Annotated in this window: 20 protein-coding genes and 1 CRISPR repeat array; of the genes, 8 read left to right on the top strand and 12 right to left on the bottom strand. The window is 32.7% G+C overall.

Annotated elements, in window-relative coordinates; translation table 11 throughout:
- Positions 1-26: 26 nt before the first annotated feature.
- Positions 27-784: a CRISPR direct-repeat array (repeat unit 36 nt; unit sequence GTTGTGGTTTGATTAAAGATTAGAAAACACGATATT).
- A 262-nt stretch (positions 785-1,046) separates the two neighbouring features.
- Together cas2 and cas1 are read right to left on the bottom strand one after the other, a co-directional pair.
- Complete coding sequence (gene cas2, locus ABYI63_RS11515) at positions 1,047-1,376, bottom strand: CRISPR-associated endonuclease Cas2 (RefSeq protein WP_372756498.1); 330 nt, start codon at positions 1,374-1,376, stop codon at positions 1,047-1,049.
- On the bottom strand, positions 1,367-2,251 hold the full coding sequence (gene cas1 / locus ABYI63_RS11520) for a type II CRISPR-associated endonuclease Cas1 (RefSeq protein ID WP_372756499.1): 885 nt from the start codon (positions 2,249-2,251) through the stop codon (positions 1,367-1,369). The genes cas2 and cas1 overlap by 10 nt, the downstream gene beginning before the upstream one ends.
- A 502-nt stretch (positions 2,252-2,753) precedes the next feature.
- Here cas1 and ABYI63_RS11525 point away from each other — a divergent pair.
- Positions 2,754-4,199 carry a dicarboxylate/amino acid:cation symporter gene (locus ABYI63_RS11525; RefSeq protein WP_372756500.1) on the top strand — a complete coding sequence of 482 codons (1,446 nt, stop codon included), beginning with the start codon at positions 2,754-2,756 and terminating at the stop codon, positions 4,197-4,199.
- A gap of 11 nt (positions 4,200-4,210) precedes the next feature.
- Positions 4,211-5,029, top strand: a complete 819-nt coding sequence (locus tag ABYI63_RS11530) for a sulfurtransferase (RefSeq protein WP_372756501.1) — start codon at positions 4,211-4,213, stop codon at positions 5,027-5,029.
- A gap of 35 nt (positions 5,030-5,064) precedes the next feature.
- Here the strand turns inward: ABYI63_RS11530 and ABYI63_RS11535 are convergent, their stop codons facing one another.
- The 7 genes from ABYI63_RS11535 to recG form a co-directional block, all read right to left on the bottom strand.
- Positions 5,065-5,496, bottom strand: a complete 432-nt coding sequence (locus tag ABYI63_RS11535; protein ID WP_372756502.1) for a hypothetical protein — start codon at positions 5,494-5,496, stop codon at positions 5,065-5,067.
- A gap of 46 nt (positions 5,497-5,542) precedes the next feature.
- On the bottom strand, positions 5,543-6,454 hold the full coding sequence (locus tag ABYI63_RS11540) for an EamA family transporter (RefSeq protein WP_372756503.1): 912 nt from the start codon (positions 6,452-6,454) through the stop codon (positions 5,543-5,545).
- 72 nt (positions 6,455-6,526) lie between these two features.
- On the bottom strand, positions 6,527-6,946 hold the full coding sequence (locus ABYI63_RS11545; protein WP_372756504.1) for a thiol-disulfide oxidoreductase DCC family protein: 420 nt from the start codon (positions 6,944-6,946) through the stop codon (positions 6,527-6,529).
- A 43-nt stretch (positions 6,947-6,989) separates the two neighbouring features.
- Positions 6,990-7,883 (bottom strand): polysaccharide lyase family 7 protein, encoded by an 894-nt coding sequence (locus ABYI63_RS11550; protein WP_372756505.1) that lies wholly within the window; start codon positions 7,881-7,883, stop codon positions 6,990-6,992.
- An 80-nt stretch (positions 7,884-7,963) separates the two neighbouring features.
- Positions 7,964-10,132 (bottom strand): DNA mismatch repair protein MutS, encoded by a 2,169-nt coding sequence (locus tag ABYI63_RS11555; RefSeq protein ID WP_372756506.1) that lies wholly within the window; start codon positions 10,130-10,132, stop codon positions 7,964-7,966.
- Between the two features lie 241 nt (positions 10,133-10,373).
- Positions 10,374-10,955, bottom strand: a complete 582-nt coding sequence (locus ABYI63_RS11560) for a tRNA-(ms[2]io[6]A)-hydroxylase (RefSeq protein ID WP_372756507.1) — start codon at positions 10,953-10,955, stop codon at positions 10,374-10,376.
- Positions 10,956-11,020: 65 nt separating this feature from the next.
- Positions 11,021-13,123 (bottom strand): ATP-dependent DNA helicase RecG, encoded by a 2,103-nt coding sequence (gene recG, locus ABYI63_RS11565; protein ID WP_372756508.1) that lies wholly within the window; start codon positions 13,121-13,123, stop codon positions 11,021-11,023.
- Positions 13,124-13,206: 83 nt separating this feature from the next.
- Between recG and ABYI63_RS11570 the strand changes: the two genes are divergently transcribed.
- The 3 genes from ABYI63_RS11570 to ABYI63_RS11580 are packed head-to-tail and all read left to right on the top strand — an operon-like array spanning position 13,207 to position 16,986.
- Complete coding sequence (locus ABYI63_RS11570; protein ID WP_372756509.1) at positions 13,207-15,171, top strand: M1 family metallopeptidase; 1,965 nt, start codon at positions 13,207-13,209, stop codon at positions 15,169-15,171.
- Complete coding sequence (locus tag ABYI63_RS11575; protein WP_372756510.1) at positions 15,171-16,073, top strand: patatin family protein; 903 nt, start codon at positions 15,171-15,173, stop codon at positions 16,071-16,073. The genes ABYI63_RS11570 and ABYI63_RS11575 overlap by 1 nt, the downstream gene beginning before the upstream one ends.
- A gap of 1 nt (position 16,074) precedes the next feature.
- Positions 16,075-16,986 carry a patatin family protein gene (locus tag ABYI63_RS11580; RefSeq protein ID WP_372756511.1) on the top strand — a complete coding sequence of 304 codons (912 nt, stop codon included), beginning with the start codon at positions 16,075-16,077 and terminating at the stop codon, positions 16,984-16,986.
- 1 nt (position 16,987) lies between these two features.
- Here the strand turns inward: ABYI63_RS11580 and ABYI63_RS11585 are convergent, their stop codons facing one another.
- Both ABYI63_RS11585 and ABYI63_RS11590 read right to left on the bottom strand, forming a co-directional pair.
- Complete coding sequence (locus ABYI63_RS11585; protein ID WP_372756512.1) at positions 16,988-17,509, bottom strand: hypothetical protein; 522 nt, start codon at positions 17,507-17,509, stop codon at positions 16,988-16,990.
- Between the two features lie 7 nt (positions 17,510-17,516).
- Positions 17,517-19,088 (bottom strand): FMN-binding glutamate synthase family protein, encoded by a 1,572-nt coding sequence (locus ABYI63_RS11590; protein WP_372756513.1) that lies wholly within the window; start codon positions 19,086-19,088, stop codon positions 17,517-17,519.
- Positions 19,089-19,238: 150 nt separating this feature from the next.
- Between ABYI63_RS11590 and ABYI63_RS11595 the strand changes: the two genes are divergently transcribed.
- Together ABYI63_RS11595 and ABYI63_RS11600 are read left to right on the top strand one after the other, a co-directional pair.
- The gene (locus tag ABYI63_RS11595; protein WP_372756542.1) at positions 19,239-21,578 is read left to right on the top strand and encodes an ATP-dependent helicase; all 2,340 of its coding nucleotides are present in this window, start codon (positions 19,239-19,241) and stop codon (positions 21,576-21,578) included.
- A 181-nt stretch (positions 21,579-21,759) separates the two neighbouring features.
- Positions 21,760-22,425 (top strand): hypothetical protein, encoded by a 666-nt coding sequence (locus tag ABYI63_RS11600; RefSeq protein ID WP_372756514.1) that lies wholly within the window; start codon positions 21,760-21,762, stop codon positions 22,423-22,425.
- Between the two features lies 1 nt (position 22,426).
- On the opposite strand, the gene ABYI63_RS11605 is transcribed toward ABYI63_RS11600, so the two are convergent.
- Positions 22,427-23,278, bottom strand: coding sequence for an alpha/beta hydrolase fold domain-containing protein (locus ABYI63_RS11605; protein WP_372756515.1), 852 nt, complete (start codon positions 23,276-23,278; stop codon positions 22,427-22,429).
- A gap of 47 nt (positions 23,279-23,325) precedes the next feature.
- Between ABYI63_RS11605 and ABYI63_RS11610 the strand changes: the two genes are divergently transcribed.
- Positions 23,326-23,946 (top strand): L-threonylcarbamoyladenylate synthase, encoded by a 621-nt coding sequence (locus ABYI63_RS11610; protein ID WP_372756516.1) that lies wholly within the window; start codon positions 23,326-23,328, stop codon positions 23,944-23,946.
- Positions 23,947-23,994: the final 48 nt, after the last annotated feature.

The raw sequence follows: 23,994 nt of genomic DNA on the forward strand, positions 1-23,994 counted from the left end.
CCTTGCTCATTTTAGGGATTGATCCTGTTGTGGTTTGATTAAAGATTAGAAAACACGATATTCTTTATTTGGATTTGCATAGGGCTCACAAGGTTGTGGTTTGATTAAAGATTAGAAAACACGATATTCTACAACTTTGTAGAATTTATACTTTGTAGTTGTGGTTTGATTAAAGATTAGAAAACACGATATTTCTGATAATTGACTTAAATATTTAGGATAAGTTGTGGTTTGATTAAAGATTAGAAAACACGATATTCTGCTGATATTAAAGTAGGTTTAGGAATTAGTTGTGGTTTGATTAAAGATTAGAAAACACGATATTCGCAAAGAATATCATTTTAATTTCAAAAGGGTTGTGGTTTGATTAAAGATTAGAAAACACGATATTTTTACGCAGAACGCATGACACCATACGACGTTGTGGTTTGATTAAAGATTAGAAAACACGATATTTTAATACGCCCAAATGTTATTAAGAAAAAGTTGTGGTTTGATTAAAGATTAGAAAACACGATATTAATTTATAATTTTATCACACGTACTATCCCGTTGTGGTTTGATTAAAGATTAGAAAACACGATATTCGAAAATCAATATTGGTAATTACGAAGAATGTTGTGGTTTGATTAAAGATTAGAAAACACGATATTTCGAACTTATCTTTTGCAGCTGCAATGGTTGTTGTGGTTTGATTAAAGATTAGAAAACACGATATTGGATTTTAAAAACCTAGCAGAAAACTTAAGTTGTGGTTTGATTAAAGATTAGAAAACACGATATTAGTTGGCTTGTTATCTTCTAGTATTCAAATGATTAAAGTTGAATATCGTTTAAAAAAATGCTTCTTTTTTGCAGTGATAAGGCAAGATTGAAGCATTTTTTTAGTTGTGGTTTGCAAGTTTTAACTTGAGGTAAATCACTCTTAATCTCTTTTTTGTCAAATCGACAGAGCGAAGTATGAGCGCCGAAATATCTCATTTTAGTGCGATTTAGCTTCGCTGATTTAAAAATTCTCCTATCGTCGGAATGACAAAAATGGGTAACTAAAATAATTCTAACTGTGTGGGCTGTGGTTCTTTGGGCACTTCGGCACGTCCCCAAAAATTCATAATGTTGCCAAATTGTTTATCGGTAATTCTTAAAACACTTACTTTTCCTAGCGGTGGCAAAAGTTTTTTTATGCGTTTTTCGTGCACATCGGCGCTTTCGCTACTGGCGCAATGCCGCATATAAACAGAGTATTGCATCATTGTAAACCCATCTTTCATAATGTTTTTTCTAAAACCAGCAGCGTTTTTTCGGTCTTTTGCCGTTTCGGTTGGTAAATCAAAAAATACAAATAACCACATAATTCTATAGCCATTTAGTTCCATAGTTTTGGATATTTTATTTTCTTACGTGTACCACAATAGCATTGTTGCAACGAACTTGCCGTTTTTTGAAGGGCCACCATTAAAGGGCTCTTTTCGTTCTTAAAATATACGGTTCTGGTTAATATTTCTAATAAAATAGACTTTATTTCGGTGTTTAAGTCTTGTTCGTCGTAGTGCTGTATGATTTCTAAAACGGCTTCGTCTACTATGGGTCTAAAGGGTTCCATAATGTCATCTGCCAGAGCAAAGGCATTGTATTTGTTTTTGTGGTGTATTCCCAAGGTATTTAATAAGCCACTCCCTGATAAGGCTCGGGCTGTGGCGGCTCTTAAAATAGCATAGCCATAATTTAAAAAGTTGTTAGGGTAATTGCCAAAGCGTTCTCGTTTAAAGTCGAATTCAAAAAACGATTTCCAATAAAAATTGGCTGCAACGCCTTCCATATTACTGGTGTCGCCGCTTAGAACCTTACTTGCCAAAAATTCGAATTGATTTTTATTTTTTGTTATCTTTTCTAATAATATCCCTTGATTTTTAATTTTTTCTGTTACCGTTTGTTGCCATAATTGTTTTTTTAATGGTGCGCTTGCATCCAATTGATATTTAAATAGTTCTTGCTGTATATGGTGACTATTTAGATTTAAAAACATACCATTTGGTAAATGTGAGTTGTTACATATAATTAAGGCTGCATTATTTTCAACTAATAGGTTAAAGGCTGTTATGCTAATATAAACTTCTGGGTTGTCTATAATTACAAATCCAATGTCTTCAATGGGTATGCTGGCTTCTCGTTCGTTGGTTGCAATTTGTAATTGTAAGTTTTTAGCAGTAACCTTAGATTTATTTTCTATAAGTATAGATTTTTTTAGCATCTGTAAAATTTAAATTTAAAATAGTTAAAATCACTATTTTGCGTAAGTTTAATCTTTAAAAAGTTAAAATTAACGATAAAGAAGCTTGTCAATCATTCTTTGTTACTATAAAGTTTCGTTATACAACTAAGACGGTAAATTAAATCTAATCACCAAAATAATAAAAGGGCGCCTTGTTGCAATCGTTAGGTATGCGATTGGATTGGGTATAATGCCTATTAGCTTAAGCTTTTAAAAGCCTAAGTAAATTATCATTAATTTCGTAGCTTCGGTCTTCACAATATATCCGGAAGTTAAAAAAAGATAACCGATAAGCAATTGCGTTTTTATCAGATGCCACTTCAATGTAATGGAAGTTTATATAATTTGTAAAAACAATCCTTTATAATGCATATTAGTTAATTATGATTGCAGAATTTTCAAGTCTTATTAATTTTTAAAATTGCATTCAGTAGCCAAATTAAAATACTTATATTAGTCCAAATTAATAGCAAACAAACGTATGAAAAAACTCGCGCTACATTGGAAAATATTAATAGGTATGACGCTCGGTATTATTTGGGCATTACTTTCAAGTACGTTAGGTTGGAGTGCATTTACTATTAATTGGATTGATCCGTTTGGTACTATTTTCATCAATTTGTTAAAACTAATTGCAGTGCCTTTAGTATTGTTTTCCATCATTGGTGGTGTTGCTAATATTGGTGATCCCAAAAGCTTAGGTAGAATGGGAGGCAAAACTTTATTTATTTATTTAATAACTACTATAGTTGCAATTTCGCTTGGGTTATTATTGGTGAATGTTATAAAGCCAGGTAAGCTAATAGATGAACAAAGTAGAATTGATAACCGTATTAGTTATGAAATATGGGCATCCTCTGAAGGTCATGAAATTAAAGATGGAATTAATTATTTAAAAAATCCTTCTTTTATTGAGCGAGCTCAGGAGTTATCCCAATTAACAAAAGCAGAGTTAGTTGAAGCTTCGGTAACCGACAAAATGGAAAAAGCCAACAAGCAAGAAGCCATATCGCCATTACAACCGTTAGTGGATATTGTACCCGAGAATTTTTTCGCATCACTTTCTAATAATGGATTGATGTTACAAATTATCTTTTTTGCCTTATTTTTTGGTGTGTGTTTACTATTCATTCCTGATGAAAAATCACAACCTGTTTTGCTTTTAGTAGATGGCGTTAATGAAGTGTTTTTAAAAATGGTAGATTTGGTAATGCAAGCGGCACCATTTTTTGTGTTTGCATTATTGGCAGGAGTAGTAAGTAAAATGGCTGGAGATGATATTGGAAAAGTCATCGAAATTTTTAAAGGATTAAGTTGGTATTCGTTAACCGTTTTAATTGGCTTGCTAACAATGATCTTTGTGGCGTACCCAACGATTTTAAAATTGTTTGTTAAAAAAATATCGTATTCAGGCTTTTTTAAAGCGATGAGTCCTGCACAAACATTGGCATTTTCAACTTCAAGTAGTGCGGCCACATTGCCTGTAACTATGGAATGTGTGGAGCATAATTTAGGTGTTAACAAAAAGATAAGCAGTTTTGTGTTACCTATTGGTGCAACAGTTAATATGGATGGTACAAGCTTGTACCAGGCCGTAGCAGTTATCTTTTTAGCGCAAATGCATATGATAGACTTAACTATTGGTCAACAAATTACCGTTGTAATTACCACAACCTTAGCATCTATTGGGTCGGCGGCAGTGCCTAGTGCGGGACTAGTTATGTTAATTGTAGTTTTAAATTCAGTAGGTTTAAATCCAGTATGGATTGCAATTATTTTTCCTGTAGATAGAATTTTAGATATGTTTAGGACGGTTGTTAATGTTACAGGAGATGCTGCTGTTTGTTCTATAATAGCCAATGGAGAAAATATGTTGAATTATGAAGGCGATAAAAACCCAACAGATACTTTCGATTTAGATTCTTAAAATTATTTATTATGGCTAAAGTAAATTTGTCTCAACCTATTGTTTCAGTGGCTTGGCTTTATGATAATCTGAGAGCTGAAAATTTAGTAGTATTAGATGGTACAATTAATAAGGTGTTTGATGAAAGTAATGTTCAAATACCTAATACCCGTTTATTCGATATTAAAAATAAGTTTAGTGATGTGGCGGCACCTTTTCCTTCCACGTTTCCCTCAGAAGCTCAATTTCAAAAATCAGCTCGAGAATTGGGAATTAATAACGATGATGTTATTGTTGTTTCGGATGATAAAGGAATTTATTCAAGTGCACGGGTTTGGTGGTTATTTAAAGCATTTGGTTTTAATAATGTAGCAGTTTTAGATGGTGGTCTTCCTGAATGGCAAAAAGCAGGATTTCCAATAGAACCAATGAAACGTTATACTGGGGAAACTGGTAATTTTGAAGCAAAATTAAAACCAGAGCTCATGGTGTTTTTTGAAGACATGAAAAAAGCATCTACCACTAAAAGCCACACCATTATCGATGCCAGATCGGAAGCAAGGTTTAAAAGTTTAGAAGCAGAACCAAGGGCAGGATTGCGCATGGGAACGATTTCGAATTCATTAAATTTACCTTTTGAAGATTTGCTAGAAAATAATCAGTTACTTCCTAAAGCGGTTTTAGAAAGCAAATTTGGACGTTTGGCTAAAAAAGAAGATCCTATCATTTTTTCATGTGGTTCTGGCATTACGGCATGTGTTTTAGCGTTAGGAGCTACGATGTCTGGTTATAAAAATATTTCGGTTTACGATGGCTCTTGGACCGAGTGGGGCAGCTTGGTTTCAGAGTAACCTATTTACACTATTTGGTAGTAAATCCTTTGTAATTATAAATAGATTGTAATTACATTTTTATCTATCTTAAATGTTTTGTTTTCTATTATTACGTCTTGTAGTTCACCAAAATCACAACAGCCGTTAGTTCTCGGGTTAGATGTGTTATATGAAATTGTTGCAATAAGTTCAGACGTAATTTTTATTTCAATCGTGTCTTGCAATTTCTTTTTGTTTATATGCAAAATGCCAGTAGTTTCAAATATTGAAAAATCAAGTTGGTTTTGCGAACTATCATATATCAAAATACTTTCTTTAGGGATGTTATTTTGAATTACGAAATTTTCTAAAGTAGTATTATCAACTAAATTTATCGCAACATATGGGGCTACACAAAAAACTGTAGAACAATCTGGCATGACTTCATCAGATTTACAGCAAATAAATAGGGTGAATAATACTAAGTAACTTAATTTGGTTTTCATATTTAAACACTTTCTATTTAGATGAAAAAACATGAAAATGGTTGCGTTATATTTTAATATGAATTGCTTTTCGTTTTTTTCTATGGTTTCTGAAATTAGGAATATTGAAAATAATTACAGACATGCCAATGAGGCTAAAACTTAATGCTTGGAGAAAGCTAATGTGTTCCTTAAAGTAAAACACAGCGAGTAAAAAGTTAATTATAGGGTTAAGATAAATAAATACACCAATAATTGATGAGTTTAAGCCCTTTAATGCATAGATATTTAAGTACATTGGTACAATTGTGAACACTATGGCAATTAGGGCAATTATAGCATAGAAAAATGTTGTTTTTTCTATATTAGACACATTGGCTGGCATAAAAGGAAGTAATAAAATAACTGCAATCCCAATTTGAAACGTTAAAACTAAAAAACGATCCATCTCCTGATTTTTACGTTGTAGTACCAAATAAATAGCATAGGTGAATGCAATAATCATACTGTAAAATAAATCTATAAAATTGCCAAATGATAAAAGCAAGCAACTTATTAAACTTAGGCCTACCGAAAGCCATTGTACCTTGAAAAGTTTTTCTTTTAAAATAAGAAAAGCCATTACCATAGTTAAAATAGGGCAAATAAGATAGGCTAGGGAGGTAGCACTTACACTTACATTATTCATTACATAGATGAAAATGAACCAATTGAGTGCTAGAAACAATCCGCTTAATAAATTAATGATTACAATGTTACGTTTGTTTTTTTCTGGTAGAGATTGAAATAGTTTTATGTTTCTTTTTAAAGCTTTGGGTCGTAAAAACAAAGAAACTAACAGCATAATACAAACAGAAAATAGAGAACGATACATTAAAATATCGAAAGCAGGAAAACTATCCAGAGACTTTAAAACAATACTGAAAAACCCCCAAATAGTAAAGGCTGTTATTACTGCAAGATAATATTTATAACGCATTTAGTTAATTTATTTAAAGCGGTAAATGTATTTCAATTAGCGCTGTTTTAAATGTTAAATTACGTTATTTTTTTAATCTAAAAATTTAGCTTTTAATTCAGGTGTTGGTATCCAACAAGCTTCTTTTTTTCCAAACCATTTATAGCGGTTTTTTGCAATATAATCATACACCCAGTTTCGAAAAAATGGAGGTAAAATAATAAATAGGCTAAGTAATTTTATAGGGAAATTTAAATCGGCAGCAATCTTTAATGCTGCAGTAGATTTAGATGTAATTCCATAATCAGGTGTGTATAAAAGGATGGAGTCTGTTTTAGACGTGTCTATTTTATATGCCTTAATTATTTTTGAACCAATTTCACTTTGTAGAGCAGCAAACAAAAATTTATTGTTTTTGTCTTTTTCTATAACATATTGAACAGAGGAATTGCAGAGGTTGCAAACACCATCAAATAATATTAATTTTTTGTTATTAGGTATAGTGATTTTCAAATATTGATTATGGTATTAGTGTAATATTGCAATTCCTAAGATATTAAAAATGTTGAGTTTTTACTTCATACAAAACAACTTGTGCAGTTTTAGTATAGTCTGAATTCCAACCATAATAATTGCCTGTTTTAAAATAGTTGTTGTATGCATAACCGTTGGCTACATAATCATACACATAAGTATAATCTATATTTATGTTTTTAGCTTCGCATATTAAAGCATAATAAAATTTACCATTTTCAATTTTAATTTTGAAAGTAAATAGTTCATTATCGACTCTACCAACATCTTTTTTCGCATCAGAATCACTAGTCCAAACGTTACCACTGTTTGGTTTTGTGTAATAATCTAATTGAACCATACCGCTATTCCAGCGTATTTTAACTGTGGCTGGGGAACCACTCAATCCTGCAGTTTCAATACCATGAATTTGTGCTACAATAGTTCTGCCATTACCCTCAACATAATCCACTTTTAAGGTGGTTTCTAAAATATGAGTGCCTGTATTCATAGACCAGTTGTCGCTGGTGGATTGAATACCCCTCCAAAACTCTCGAAGTTCAGTACGGCAATATTTCCCAGCGTTTAACCCAGAGGAACCAGAAGTTGTAAATCCAGTAAATTTAGTGAACATGGTATAGCTACCATCGGTATTTTTATAAAAATACTCAGATTGATCTGCTGTAAGTGTGTTATTTTCAATTGCTTGATAGTAAATAGACGTAGCGCTACCATCACCTCTGTTAATGGGTACAGATAAATACCAATTCTTCCAAACAATTTTTGGTATTTCAGTAGGTGTTTCCGTAGGAGGTTGGTTTGTTTCTTCATCTACCTCTTCAATTTCCTCATTGATATCATCGTTATTGGAAGTACTACAAGAATAAGTTATTATAAGAGTAGCTAGTATTATGAATAGAGCAAATATCTTTTTCATCAGTTTAATTTATATTTAGTTGTAACATCAGAGAAACGCAAAATGATAGTTCTAAATTATATAAAAGCGATTAAATTATCTTATTTTTTAACAGCCTCAACCAATTCTAATTCGCTGATACTAACATTAGTCGTAAAGATACCATAATTAACAACAGCTTTGTTTTTTTCTATTTTATCGATACTTCCCACGGCACGACCATCATTCATACGAACACGGTCGCCCACTTTTAATATTACTTTTGGCTTTGGGGCTTCAACAGCTTTTTTCTTAGCTTCTTTTTTCTTTTCGCGAATTACAGTTACTACTTTTTCGACTTCTTGTTTTACTTGCTTTTCTTTTTCCTTTATTACTTTTTTTTCTTTCGCAGTAACCTTTTTTCGTTTGGAGTTTTCTATCTGTACCAATTTGAAAAGTTCACCCATTAACTCCTTTTTCTGTTTATTGTCAAAATATTTTTCAGCAATATCATTTACTTTTTGGCCCAAATAGATAAGGCGTTGGTTACTATCGTATAATTCTTGATAACTTTCTAGTTTTTTTTGAATTTTGGCATTGATTTCCTCCAATCTATCAGCCTCTTGAATTTTTTTCTTTTCATTTATTTTTAGAGACTGACCGGTTTTTTCAAGTTTTGATCGTTCCTTTTGAAGTTTTGCAATAGTAGCATCAAAACGTACTTTACTCCGCTCAATTTTCTTTTTAGCACGATTAATTAACCCAAAAGGAATCCCGTTTTTTTGAGCGACTTCAAAGGTAAAACTACTTCCAGCTTGCCCAATTACAAGTTTGTACATTGGCTCTAAAGTTTTTTCATCAAAAAGCATATTGGCATTTAGCATAAAAGGTAGCTCGTTAGCCAATATTTTTAAATTGGAATAATGTGTTGTTATAATTCCAAAAGCCTCCCGATGGTAAAATTCTTCTAAAAACGTTTCTGCTAAGGCTCCACCAAGTTCAGGATCACTTCCGGTACCAAACTCATCAATTAAAAAAAGCGTTTCTTTATTACATTTTTTTAAGAAATAATTCATTTGTTTTAAGCGATAACTATAGGTGCTTAAATGATTTTCAATAGATTGATTGTCTCCAATATCACTTAAAATTCTATCAAATAAACAAACACTACTACGCTCATGTACAGGAATTAACATACCACATTGTAGCATAACTTGCAACAAGCCTACCGTTTTTAGTGTAATACTTTTTCCACCGGCGTTTGGACCAGAAATAACAATAATACGGCTGTCTTGCTTTAGCTCAATAGTTTGCGGAAATGTTTTCTCTTTCTTTTTTAAGTTGTTTAAATACAGCAATGGATGGTAGGCATCTCGCAAAAACATCGATTTGTCTTCCGATATTTTTGGAAGTATGGCATTCATGGATTGTGCATATTTCGCTTTTGCTGAAATAACATCTATGGCAATTAAAAAATTTTGGTATTTTTCTAAAAGTTGTGAATATGGACGAATGAAACTGGTAAGTTCTTTTAAAATTCGAATGACTTCTTCATTTTCTTCAAATTCTAAATTATTCAATTCACGGGAGTATTTTTGTGTAGCTTCTGGTTCCATATACACGATACTTCCCGTTTTACTACTACCCATTATAGAACCTTTTACTTTACGACGATACATGGCTTTTACTGCCAAAACCCGCCTGTTTTCCACAACACTTTCCCGAATATCATCTAGGTATTCTAGCCCTTGATACATATTTAGAGATGTTGTAAAACTTTGATTTATTTGTCCTTTTACTTTATTAATGGATTGTCTTAAATCGAAAAGTAGGTTGGAGGCATTATCTTTAATATCACCAAAACGATCAACTACACCATCTACTTTTTCAATTATAGCTTTGGTAACTTCTATATGAGATGCAAATTCGTTTAAGTTTGGATAATAAGTTTCAAATTTCTTTAAAAATGTAACAATGTCGTTTGTTGTTAACGACATAGATACAATTTTCTTTAAACTATGTACCTCCAAATAGGTATTTTCAATACGAATAAGTTTAATTTCTTTTGTTATGGCATCGAACCCATGATTGGGGATGCGGTTATCGTTTTGAAAAGAAGATAGAAATTCGTTGGTTAACTGTAAATTAACCATCAAGTTTTCCTTGGTTTTATAGGGTTCAATTTGTAATGCTTTTTCAGTACCTAAAACCGTAATACAATGTTCGCTTACTTGTTTTAATACTGTGGAAAACTCTAAATCTTGTAATGTCTTTTCGTGAATGTGAATCATTCTTAAATTTATATGCTTTTAGCTTTGAAATAGCAAAGTTAATCATAATGTTTTATTGAATGAAGGTTTAATTAAAGTCGTGGTTACTTCTGTAGGTATGTATTTAATAATGCTTAAAAAAGATTTAACATTAGGCTAAACTTAGAAAACAAAATTGTAACGATATTGCAAGCAATATCAGTCAATTACCGAATAGCTTAAAAATCAAAAAAACTCAGTTGTAATAGCTGAGTTTTTTATTTCAACCATGAATGGTTTCACTCTTTCCGTAATTTTTAATTACTTCACTTTCAAAAGAAACGAGTTCTTGCCAACGCTTTTCAATGTTTACGCCTTTTCCGTATTTTCGGGCAAAGCCAATAAATGTAGTGTAATGGCCAGCTTCACTTATCATTAAGTCATGGTAAAATTTTGAAAGTTCAGGATCGTTTATTTCTTTAGATAAAAGTTTAAATCGTTCGCAACTTCTAGCCTCAATCATTGCAGAAAATAAAAGTCTGTCCACCAAACACTGTACCCGATTTCCGCCTTTATTCATAAATTTATACAATTCGTTAACGTAGCTATCTTTACGTTCCCTGCCCAAGGTATAACCTCGTTTTTTAATGATATCATGCACCATTTGAAAATGTTCTAATTCTTCTTTGGCGAGTGCTAATAAATCGGTTACTAAATCTACGTGTTCAGAATTTAGGGTAATAAGGGTAATGGCGTTAGTGGCTGCTTTCTGTTCGCACCATGCATGGTCGGTTAGAATTTCTTCAATATTAGATTCTACAATATTAACCCAGCGAGGATCGGTTTCTAGTTTTAAATGTAGCATGTGATAAATATAAATTAGTCTTTAAAAAAAGCAACGATATGTAAATTACAAATTTAGCTCTAAAATTAAGAGATATAATTCCAAATATTTTTAAACTTGGTTAAGGCTCTGTAGGTATCTAAAATAACTTTGTTGTCCGATTCGGATAATTTTGGGTCGTCTTTAAGTAGCTTTTTGGCGTAAAAACGAGCGCTTTGTAAAATATCTTTGTCTTTAATAATATCGGCAATTTTAAGGTTTAAAACTCCGCTTTGTTGGGTGCCCATAATATCTCCAGGACCGCGTAGTTTTAAATCTACTTCGGCAATTTCAAACCCATCACTGGTTCTTACCATGGTTTCCAAACGGGTTTTACTATCGTTACTCAATTTATGTCCAGTCATTAAAATACAATAACTTTGTTCGGCACCTCGCCCAACTCTCCCACGTAGTTGGTGGAGTTGTGATAATCCAAAACGTTCGGCACTTTCAATAATCATTACAGAAGCATTAGGGACATTAACGCCCACTTCAATAACTGTTGTAGCAACCATAATTTGAGTTTCTCCTTTAATAAAACGTTGCATTTCAAAATCTTTATCTGCAGGTTTCATTTTTCCGTGAACTATGGAAATTTGATACTCGGGCATTGGGAAATCTCTAGAAATGCTTTCGTACCCGTCCATTAAATCTTTATAATCTAAAGCCTCACTCTCTTGAATAAGCGGATATACAATGTATACTTGTCTGCCTTTTTTTATTTCATCTCGAATAAATTTGAAAACATTTAGTCGGTTTTTGTCGAACCTATGAACCGTTTTTATTGGTTTTCTTCCAGCAGGTAATTCATCAATTATGGAGATGTCTAAATCACCATAAACAGACATTGCTAGGGTTCTTGGAATAGGAGTGGCAGTCATGACCAAAACGTGTGGAGGAGACGTATTTTTATGCCATAATTTGCTTCTTTGTGCTACGCCAAAACGGTGTTGTTCATCAATAATAGCAAGTCCTAAATTCTTGAATTTTACCTTATCTTCAAGCAGTGCATGGGTGCCGATTAGTATCTGTAATTCTCCTGTTTCTAAGGCTTCATGAATCTTTTTTCTTTCTGAAGTTTTACTTGAGCCTGTAAGTATTTTTATGCTGATATTCAATCTGTTACATAGCTCAAGTAAACCGTTATAATGTTGAACTGACAAAATTTCAGTCGGAGCCATTAAGCAAGCTTGAAAACCGTTGTCTAAAGCCATTAACATCGTCATAAATGCCACAATGGTTTTACCAGAACCTACATCGCCTTGCAACAAACGATTCATTTGGGCATTGCTTCCTAAATCGGCTCTTATTTCTTTTAAAACACGTTTTTGGGCGTTGGTTAATTCGAAGGGTAAATGTTCGTTAAAAAAGTCGTTAAAATAAGCCCCAACATTTTCAAAAGGAAAGCCTTTTATTTTTGATTTATGAATTAAATTTTTAATAATTAATTGCAGTTGAATATAGAAAAGTTCTTCAAATTTCAATCGAAATTGCGCCTTTGCTAACAGCTCTTGGCTTTTAGGAAAATGCACATTAAATAGGGCGTCACTTTTTCTAATTAGTTTTAATTCTGAAATTATTTGTTCAGAAAGTGTTTCAGAAAACCTGCCATTTGTTTCAATAAACAATTGTTGCATAATTTGGATCATCAACCTATTTGTGATACCCTTATTGGAAAGTTTTTCACTGGAAGGGTAAACGGGTTGCATGGCAGAACGTAAGTTTTTTTCATGCTCATCTTGTAATTCTAATTCTGGGTGAGGCATGTTAAACTTTCCGCCAAACAAGTTTGTTCGTCCAAATGCTACATAGTTGGTATTGAGTTTAAGGTTTTCTCTTATCCATTTTTGTCCTCTAAACCATACCAATTCCATAACTCCAGTGTCATCCTGAAAGGTAGCAACTAATCGTTTCCCTCTTTTTTGTTCAACCTCTTTAAAAGCAATTATTTTACCAATAACCTGAACATCTGCATTGTTGGGCTGTAGTTGGTTTATTTTGTAATATTGGGTTCTGTCAATATATCGATTAGGGAATAAGTTGATTAAGTCTTGGTAGGTATGAATACCTAACTCCTTGCGTAGTAAATCGGCTCTATTCGGGCCAACGCCTTTTAAATAATCTATAGGAGTTTGTAGGTTGGTAATCATAGAAGACGAATTTAAGGCATTTTGAGCAATTCATAAAATAGAAAAATTCCGTAATTTGGCTTTTAGCATTTTAGGCTAACCTTATGAATAATTATCTTCTTTTTGGTTTTATTTTCTTCGCATTTTATTTAAATGCGCAACAAGTTGACTGTGTAGATTTTAAATCGGCAAAAGCTGAAATTTCCATATTTCCTAAAAAAAAAGCTGTTGGGGGTTTTGTTAATTATGAATTTAAAATATTAAAACCAGTCGACTCCATATGTTTTGATGCAATTAATATGAGGTTTCAATCAGTTTATTTGGATGGTAGAAATATTTCTTATTCAAATGATGGCAAGAAATTGTGGATTAAACATGATTTTAAAAATGATTCTACCTATAAGTTGAAATTTAATTATGTAGCTGTTCCTAAAAAAGCCATGTATTTTATTGATTGGGATTATGATGATGGTAATAAACAAGTCTGGACGCAAGGCCAAGGGAAATATACAAGTAATTGGTTGCCAAGTATTGACGATATGAATGATAAAATTGAATTTGATTTAAGTATTGAATTCGATAAAAACTACGAAGTAATTGCGAATGGAAAATTGATTAATAAAGAAACTAATGATTCAACTTCCATATGGCATTTCGATATGAAAAAGCCAATGTCTAGTTATTTGTTAGCCTTAGCTATTGGAAAATACCATAAAAAAGTGGAAACATCCAAAAGTGGTATTCCATTGGAAATGTATTATTACCCGAAAGATGAAAACAAAGTTGAGCCAACCTATCGCTATACTAAAAAGTTGTTCGATTTTTTAGGAGCAGAAATTGGCGTTCCCTATCCATGGCAAAATTATAAACAAATTCCGGTTAAGGATTTTCTATACGCCGGCATGGAAAATACAAGTACTACAATTTTTGCTGACACTTTTGTTACTGATTCCATAGGTTTTGTGGATAAGAATTATGTTAATGTAAATGCCCACGAATTAGCTCATCAATGGTTTGGGAATCTAGTAACCGAAACTTCTGGTACACACCATTGGTTACAAGAAGGTTTTGCTACTTACTATGCGTTGTTAGCTGAAAGGCAAATATTTGGCAATGATTATTACTATTGGCATTTGTATGAATACGCACAAGAATTGTTGGCACAAGATAATGCAGGTGAAAGCACTTCGCTTTTAGATCCAAAATCGAGCAGTACCACATTTTATAAAAAGGGAGCTTTGGTTTTGCATTTGCTAAGAGAACAAGTTGGAGATAAGGCATTTAAAACAGCTGTTAAAACCTACTTATTAAAATATCAATTGAAGAACGTAGAAACTAAAGATTTTATAAATGAAGTTGAAAAATCGAGTAAACAAAACTTAAACGCATTTGTAAACTCTTGGTTGAAAGAGAAAAAGTTTCATTACGAAGGCGTAATGGTGAGTTTAGAAAAATCACTATTTATTAAAGCGTACCTAAATATAAATTGTGAAGATTCTAATCAAAAATGCATGGATTATTTAACGGATAATATTTCTGATGAAGCTAAAATTAAAATTATATCCAAATACCCAAACCTTATTAAAAAGTCAACGTTTAATTCTAGTTTAAAAGTTCGTCAAGCCATTGCAACGCATTTAACAGAAATACCTTCAGAATTAAAACCAGATTATGAATCGCTTTTAAATGATAAATCATATATAACTATCGAAAAAGCTTTATTTAACCTTTGGGTAAATTTTCCGCAAGAGCGAAATAAATATTTAAATAAAACAAAGGATTTACTAGGGTTTAATGATAACAATATTCGGATTCTTTGGTTAACTTTAGCATTAGTAACGGAAAATTTTGAAGCCGAAAATAAGCAGGTTTATTTTGAGGAATTAACAAACTACACAAATGCTTTTAATGGTTTTGAAGTTCGGCAGAATGCATTTTCGTATTTACAAGAGATAAAAGCGTGCAACGATACTTGTATTTCAAATTTAAAACAGGCAACGACTCATCATAATTGGCAATTTTCAAAATTTGCAAAAGCTATGTTAGAGCAAATAAATACTCATAATTAATGAAAGCATTAGTAATTTCGGGGGGTGGCAGTAAGGGGGCTTTTGCTGGTGGTGTTGCGCAATATCTTATTGAAGAATTAAAACACGATTATCAACTGTATATTGGTACATCCACGGGTAGTTTGTTAACATCTCATCTGGCGCTTAAAAAAATTGACAAAATAAAATCAGTTTATACTAGTGTTAATAATGATAGTATTTTTGATGTGTGCCCTTTTATTGTAAAGCAAAAACATGGTAGCCAAAATATAGCTATTAATCATTTAAGTGTTATTTTCAATTTTCTCCGAGGAAGTAAAACATTTGGCGAAAGTCATAATTTAAAGAAACTGATTAAAGCTACTTTTACCGAAGAAGAGTTTAATACGCTTAGGGCATCAGAAAAAGATGTAGTGGTTACTGTATCTAATTTAACTCTTAATCAAGTAGAATATAAAAGTATTATGGATTATAGCTATTCTGAATTTGTTGAATGGATTTGGATATCCTGTAATTATACGCCATTTATGACGCTCGTTAAAAAAAATGGATGTGAATATGCAGATGGTGGCTTGGGCAATATGGTACCCATAGAGGAAGCAATTAAAAGAGGCGCAAAAGAGGTAGATGCAATTATTTTACAGACAGAAACCAATCAATTAAACAGAATGCCTTCAAGAAATCCATTTTCTTTGTTAACCAATATGTTCACGTTTATGTTGGATAAAATAGAATCTCAAAATATTCGTATTGGGAAGTATTCAGCAACTCATAATGATGCAATTATAAATTTTTATTATGCACCAACAGTGTTAACTACAAATTCTCTTATTTTTAACAAGGAAAAAATGACGCAATGGTGGCACAGTGGTTACAATTTTGCTAAATTTAAAAACCAACAAACTAGTCAAATAGAATCGTAATATGAGGGCATTAGTAATTTCAGGTGGTGGAAGCAAGGGTGCTTATGCAGGTGGCGTTGCAGAATATTTAATAAAAGAAAAGGGATTTAAATACGATTTATTTGTTGGAACCTCTACAGGAAGTCTGTTAGTTCCTCATATAGCGGCCAATAAAATTGATAAAATTTACTCCGTTTTTACCGATGTGAAGCAAAGTAATATTTTTAGTGTAAATCCATTTAGGGTGCGTAGAAAAGATGGTAGGGAATATGTTTCCATCAATTTTTTAAATTCATTATGGCAATTCATAAAAAAAAAGCGAACCTTCGGGGAGAGTAAGGCTTTAAAGCGCTATTTAAAAAAGCACTTTACCGAAGAGGAATACAATTTTATTAGAACCACGAAGGAAGATGTAGTAGTCACGGTTTCAAATTTATCTAAAAATAGAGTGGAATATAAATCTATTAAAGATTTTTCATATGAAGAATTTATTGAATGGATTTGGATTTCCTGTAATTATATCCCGTTTATGTCTCTAGCAAAAGTAGATGGATTTGAGTATGCTGATGGTGCTTTTGGATGTGTTGTTCCAATTCGAGAAGCTATACAACGCGGGGCAACCGAAATTGATGCCGTGGTTCTAGAATCGGAAAATTTGGAATATATGAAAGTATTAGGTAAAAATCCGTTTTCACTTATGCTTAACTTATTTGGACATTTACTAGACCAAGTAGAACGAAGCGATATTTTAATAGGAAAATTAGCAGCTACGAATAGAAATGTAAAACTCAACCTTTATTACACACCTTCTAAACTAACTGAAAATTCCTTGATTTTTAATAAAAAATTAATGGTAGAATGGTGGCAGCAAGGCTTTGATTATGCAAAAAATAAAGATAAAGTATCTATTTCAAATGAACTTCGAATAGATTAATTTATAATATTTCTGCAATTTCTTCTTTTAAGAAAGATAAGGCCGCATCGCTTGGTGACCTGCGTTCCATCATTTCTGTTAAAACCACTTCTCTTAGCTTATTGGCTGAATCTGTTTTTTCTAACATATTAGCCTTTCTTATTAATTGAATAGTGGCATTTTTTGCCGTATTTATTACGTTCCAACACTTTTCGCTTATATAGATTTGTTGAGATAAATTGTGCTCGTATTCCTGTTCAATACTTTGAATAAGTAATGCTTCATAAAGGTCTTTATTTGAGGTAGTTGGCACTACACGAATAAGTAATTTAGAAGGAGAAATTCGTTCTAAAAATAAGGCCATCCGTTCGTAAGCTTGAAGGCGTGTTGGTAAGGCATTTACTTGTAATTCTTTTTTTAATAAAAAACGTCTTCTGCCATCTTCGTTTTTAGTGTGTTCTTTAAAAAAATAGTAGGCAATAAGTCCTGTAATTAAGGATGGAATGGCAAATAAAAACAGGTCTATAAATCGTTCTGGGTTCATAATTTGTTTAATGGATTTGAGTTTCTTTATTATGATATTGACCGCCCAAATATAAGCAATCTTTTAAATCCTGCATGCTCGAAAAAGGTACAGGTGTTTTTTCATACATATATGTTTTGTTTAACTCCTTAGAAAGGTTGTGGTCATCCACATTTATTTCAACATCACGCATTTGGAATTGGCATGGATGTTCGTAACCTGCAGCATGGGTTATTTCTATTAATTCTTTTTTAAATGTTTTAAAATATTGCGCCAATCGTTCCGATTTTAAGGTTGGATCAATACCATTTTGTAGCCATTTACTTTGGGTGGCAACGCCACTAGGGCATCGGTTTGTATGGCATACTTGAGCTTGTATGCAACCAATACTCATCATTGCTTCACGCGCTACGTTTATGCAATCGGCACCCATAGCAAATGCCATAGCGGCTTTGGCAGGGAATCCTAATTTGGCGCTGCCTATAAATACGATCCGTTCTGATATGCCTTTACTTTGAAATAATTTATATAAATCGCTAAATCCGTAAACCCATGGTAAAGAAACATGATCTGCAAAACTTGGAGGTGCAGCACCTGTGCCACCTTCACCGCCATCAACTGTTATAAAGTCGGGACCTTTGCCTGTTTCGGCCATAATATCAGCAAGTTCTTCCCATTGGTCTAATTTTCCTATAGCAGCCTTAATACCAACTGGTAAGCCTGTAGTTTCAGCAATGTTTTCTATAAAATCAACCATTTCTGGAACATTGGAAAACGCTTTGTGGTTTGGAGGAGACATTACATCTTTGCCAATTTCAACACCCCTAATCTTGGCGATTTCTTTAGTTATTTTTGCACCTGGAAGTACACCGCCTTTGCCAGGTTTTGCACCCTGCGACAGTTTAATTTCAATGGCTTTAATGAAAGGGTTACTTTCAACCAATTTTTTCATTTTTTCCATTGAAAATCCGCCATCATCAGCGCGAACCCCAAAATAACCAGTCCCAAAATGAAAAATAACATCTCCGCCATAACTGTGGTAGGGAGAGAGGCCTCCTTCACCTGTATTATGGTAGGCATCTGCAATTTTAACACCTTTATTTAATGACTCTACAGCTTTCGCTGAAAGCGACCCATAACTCATTGCAGATACATTAATTATAGAAGCAGGGCGGTAGGGTTTTCTACGTTTATGAAATGCACCCATAACTTTAGCACAAGGCAAAAATGTTTTATCTATTGAGTTTGGATGATTTTCAGCTAGTTTATAAGGCATCATCGCGTTATTAATAAAAATATGATGATGAGCATAAATATCTCTATCGGTTCCAAAGCCTTCGTAATTATTTTCTTTTTTTGCTGAAGCATAAATCCAACCACGTTCAATACGGTTAAATGGTAATTCTTCTCTATTGTTAGAAACGAAATATTGTCGCATTTCTGGCCCAATTTTTTCTAACATATAGCGTAAATGACCTACAATAGGATAGTTGTGGCTTATGGTATGTTCTTTTTGAATAAAAATATCTCTAATGGCTACGAGAACAAGGGCTATCAAAATCCAACCCCACCAGGAAATATCCGATAAAAAATCTAACATAATGTATTTGTACTTGTTTTTTTGAGAGATAAATATATTTAAATTTTAATAAAGCAGGGCGCTATTCCAATTGTTTATAATTATTCATAATTCCATTTATTTAAACGCCAAACAATGGTTAATTTTACCTCTTTAAAAACTGTAAGTGATTTGGAGAAGTATTTAAGTCAATTGAACGACGCACAATTAGAGCCAACTATTCAAAAAGATGGCCCTATGATTATAATTGCAGGCGCAGGTTCTGGTAAAACCAGAGTGTTAACGTATCGTATAGCTTATTTAATGAGTGAGGGTATCGACCCATTTAATATTTTGTCGTTAACCTTTACCAATAAAGCGGCACGAGAAATGAAGGAACGTATTGCTACTATTGTTGGTGCAAGTGAAGCAAAAAATCTTTGGATGGGCACATTTCACTCCATTTTTGCTAAAATTTTACGTATTGAAGCAGACAAAATTGGCTATCCTACAAACTTTACAATTTATGATACTCAAGATTCAGATAGATTAATTTCTTCAATTATTAAAGAAATGAATCTTGATAAGGATATTTATAAATACAAACAAGTTCGCTCTAGAATTTCATCATATAAGAATAGTTTAATAACGGTGCGTGCCTATTTTCAAAACCCAGAGCTTATTGAAGCCGATACTATGGCACGCAGACCACGCTTAGGTGATATTTATAAAGAATATGTTGAGCGTTGTTTTAAGGCGGGTGCAATGGATTTTGATGATTTGTTATTAAAGACCAACGAACTACTTACGCGTTTTCCTGAAGTGTTGATGAAATACCAAAACCGTTTTAAATATATATTGGTTGATGAGTACCAGGATACAAACCACTCCCAGTATTTAATTGTAAGAGCTTTATCGGATAAATTTCAAAATATATGCGTGGTGGGTGATGATGCACAAAGTATTTATGCCTTTCGTGGAGCCAATATCAATAATATTTTAAATTTTCAGAAAGATTATGAAGATGTGAAGGTTTTTAGGTTGGAACAAAACTACCGTTCTACCAAAAATATAGTCAATGCAGCCAATTCTATTATCGATAAAAATCAAACCAAATTAGATAAAGTTGTTTGGACAGCCAATGATGAAGGTGAAAAAATAGTTGTAAATCGTTCGCTTACTGATGGAGATGAAGGGCGTTTTGTTGCTAGCACCATTTGGGAAACCAAAATTCAGAAACATGTAGATAATAAGGATTTTGCGGTGTTGTACCGAACCAATGCACAATCCCGTGCTATCGAGGATGCTTTAAGAAAACGGGATATTCCTTATAGAATTTATGGTGGATTATCCTTTTATCAACGAAAAGAAATTAAGGATGTTTTATCTTATTTACGATTGATAATAAATCCTGCGGACGAAGAAGCTCTTAAACGTGTTATAAATTTCCCTGGACGTGGCATTGGAGACACAACTATTGAAAGGCTGGTGGTTGCAGCTAATGGTTATAAGCGTTCTATTTTTGAGGTGATGAAAAACATCGATAAAACGGATGTTAAAATTAATTCTGGTACAAAAGCAAAACTACTAGATTTTGTAACAATGATTGAAAGTTATCAGGTGCTTAATCAAACTGCTGATGTATTTGAATTGGCAGAGCATGTTACTAGAACTAGTGGTTTAATTAGAGAGTATAAAAAAGATGCAACACCCGAGGGTGTAGCAAAAATGGAAAATATAGAAGAGCTTCTTAATGGTATGAAAGACTTTGTGGAAGGTCAAAAAGAAGTCGCAGATACCACAGGTAGTTTAGCCGAATTTTTAGAAGATGTTGCCTTGTCAACTGATGCCGATGCCGACAAAGGCGATGCAAATCATGTAGCTTTAATGACTATACATTTAGCTAAAGGTTTGGAGTTTCCTTATGTTTTTATTGTTGGTCTAGAAGAAGATTTGTTTCCAAGTGCTATGAGTATGGGGACACGAAGTGAGCTGGAGGAAGAACGACGTTTGTTTTATGTTGCCTTAACACGTGCAGAAAAACAAGCCTATTTAACTTATGCATTATCGCGTTATCGTTGGGGTAAATTGGTAGATTCAGAACCGAGTAGATTTATTGAAGAAATAGATGAACAGTATTTGGATATTACGACACCTATTGAAGAACGTCGCTTTAATCCTATGTTAGATTCTGATATTTTTGGTGATGTACCACCAAATAAAATCCGATTTAAACCTGCAAAACAACCGGTTTTAAAAAAGGGTGGTTCAGAAAAAGAAGCACCAATGAAATTTCAGGTAACAAAACCAAAAAATTTAAAACCAGTTTCCGCTGCTACTTCTAGTGAAAACACTAATTTATTTGATGGTGATTTAGCAGTAGGAAATATTGTAAAACACCTGCGTTTTGGTACCGGAGAAGTCGTGAAAATTGAAGGCACCGGTGGAGATGTTAAGGCGGAAATTAAATTTCAACACGGTGGTGTAAAAAAACTATTATTGAAATTCGCTAAGTTGGAAGTAATCGGGTAAAAACACACCTATTCAATTATAAAATTAGAGCACAATGATTATATATTATTGTGCTTTTTTTGTGTTTTATCATGTTGGAAATAAGTTATTTACGTTTGTTAGTGAAGTATCTTCATTTATTATCGAAGGTTTTTTAAGGAATAAGCATCTAATAATACATAAACAGTCAAACATAAATTTTATGAAAAAAATATTTTTATTAGCATGCGTATTAAACTTGAGTTTTTTAAATGCGCAACCTGGAGGTGGTGGTATGAGAGGTCCGCAATCTAGTAGTGGCCAAAGTGGTGAACAACGTGAAAGACCGCAACCAAAAGAATTTAACGCATACAAGGCGGCAGGTATATTTAATTATGACGCAAATGATGTGGTAGAAAATATTAAGTTAAAGAAAGACAATGAATTAATTTCAAATGTTAAAGAAGCAATATTAAAATATAATAAGCATGTTAATGAATTGTCGTTGTTGAACAAGGATAATTTTGACACATTAAATGTGTATATGAATAATATTATGAAATCTTTGAAATCCAATCGCGGGTCAAGTAATAGCAGCCAAAAAGATATGAGTGATAATGATAAAGACCCGATGCGTATTGCTAAAGAGTTAGCTAAAGCAAAAGTAGAACCTGTTAAGACTAAAATAACAAAAGCTGAAACTGCTTTAAATGCGAGTTTAGGTAGTTTGTTAAGTAAAAAACAAAATGAAAAGTGGTTAAAATATCAAGCTGAGTTTAAAGAGACTCAAAATCCAACAGAAAAAACGAATCAAAATGATGATGATGATTTTTCAGGAAGAGGAAATAGACCAGAGGGTGGTCCACCACAAGGCGGAGGGATGCGTTAGTTTATAAATTTAAATTAATGAATGTTTTAAGTTTTAGCCAAGTATCAAATAGGTCCAAACCAACCCATCCATGACCTGCATTTGGGTAAAGTGTAAATTGATGGTTTATATTTAGTTCTATTAATTTATCACGCAATTCAGTACCTTGTGTAGTTGGAATTAAAGGATCTTGGCCACCATAAAACAAAATACTACGAGGTGCTGATTCCGTTACCCGGTGTAACGGACTCACTTCTTCCAGATAAGCTAAATCGGTTTCAATACTAAAGTAGTCCAACATTTGTTGTAGTTCCGGGTTAGTATTATTTAAATAGGCAGGGTCGGTTAAATTTGTTGGACCCACTATGCTACAAACCATATTAACGTTCTTTGTGGTATCAAATCCATAACTCCAAAGTAATGCCAGATGAGCTCCTGCACTTACTCCAATGAAGCCGAAATCTTCTGAAATGGTGTATTTTTCTTGGTTTAATTTCAGATGATTTATAACAGAAGTAATATCATCTATTTGCATTGGATATGGTTTATTATTAGCATCAGCTAATCTATAATTTATATTTACAATGGCCAGGTTTGGTAAATCCTGCCTGATAATATCTATCCATGGATTCATATCTGCTTTATCTCCAGCAGACCATCCGCCGCCATGCACTAAAATGAGTGTTTTAGTAATCGAGCTTCTATCTGCGGGCAAGTATAAATCAAATTTTTGTTTCGAGTTTACACCGTAAGGAATATTTAATTCTTCATGATATTCTAAAGAAATTAAATTGTTGGAAGTGTCGTCTTTGGAACAACTACCAATTATAAAGAGGAAAAATATACTCAATAAAATGATATTAAGCTGTTTCATAACAAAAATAATATTTACATTTAAAGGAAAAAGCAAGATACTTATTTATGGCTGAATTTGTTAGAATTTATGAAGAAAACCCTAGTCCTAAGGAAATTGAAAAGGTAGTGGCTGTTTTAAAGCGTGGTGGTCTTATTATTTACCCAACCGATACCGTTTATGGTTTGGGTTGTGATATTAATAACCTAAAAGCTCTGGAACGTGTTGCTCAAATAAAGGGAATTAAGCTTGAAAAGTCTAATTTTTCATTTGTTTGCCATGATTTAAGTCATTTAAGTGATTATGTTAAACAAATTGATACATCTACCTTTAAAATATTAAAACGAGCTCTTCCTGGACCGTATACTTTTATTCTCCCCGGATCAAAAACGTTACCAAATCCTTTTAAAAAGAAAAAAACAGTCGGTATTCGTATTCCTAATAATAATATTGCTTTAGAAATTGTAAAAAAACTAGGAAACCCTATTATTTCAACCTCCATTCATGATGAAGATGAAGTGATAGAATATACTACAGACCCTGAACTTATTTTAGAAAAATGGGATAATTTAGTCGATTTGGTTATAGATGGAGGATATGGAGATAATGAAGCGTCTACAGTTATCGATTTATCTGGCGATGAACCTGAGGTTATTAGGCAAGGTAAAGGATCTTTAGAGATTTTTTAATTTCCTGAATTAAAAAATCCTATTGTATATTATATACAATAGGATTTT

Source organism: Mariniflexile sp. (assembly GCF_041583155.1).
GTDB lineage: Bacteria > Bacteroidota > Bacteroidia > Flavobacteriales > Flavobacteriaceae > Mariniflexile.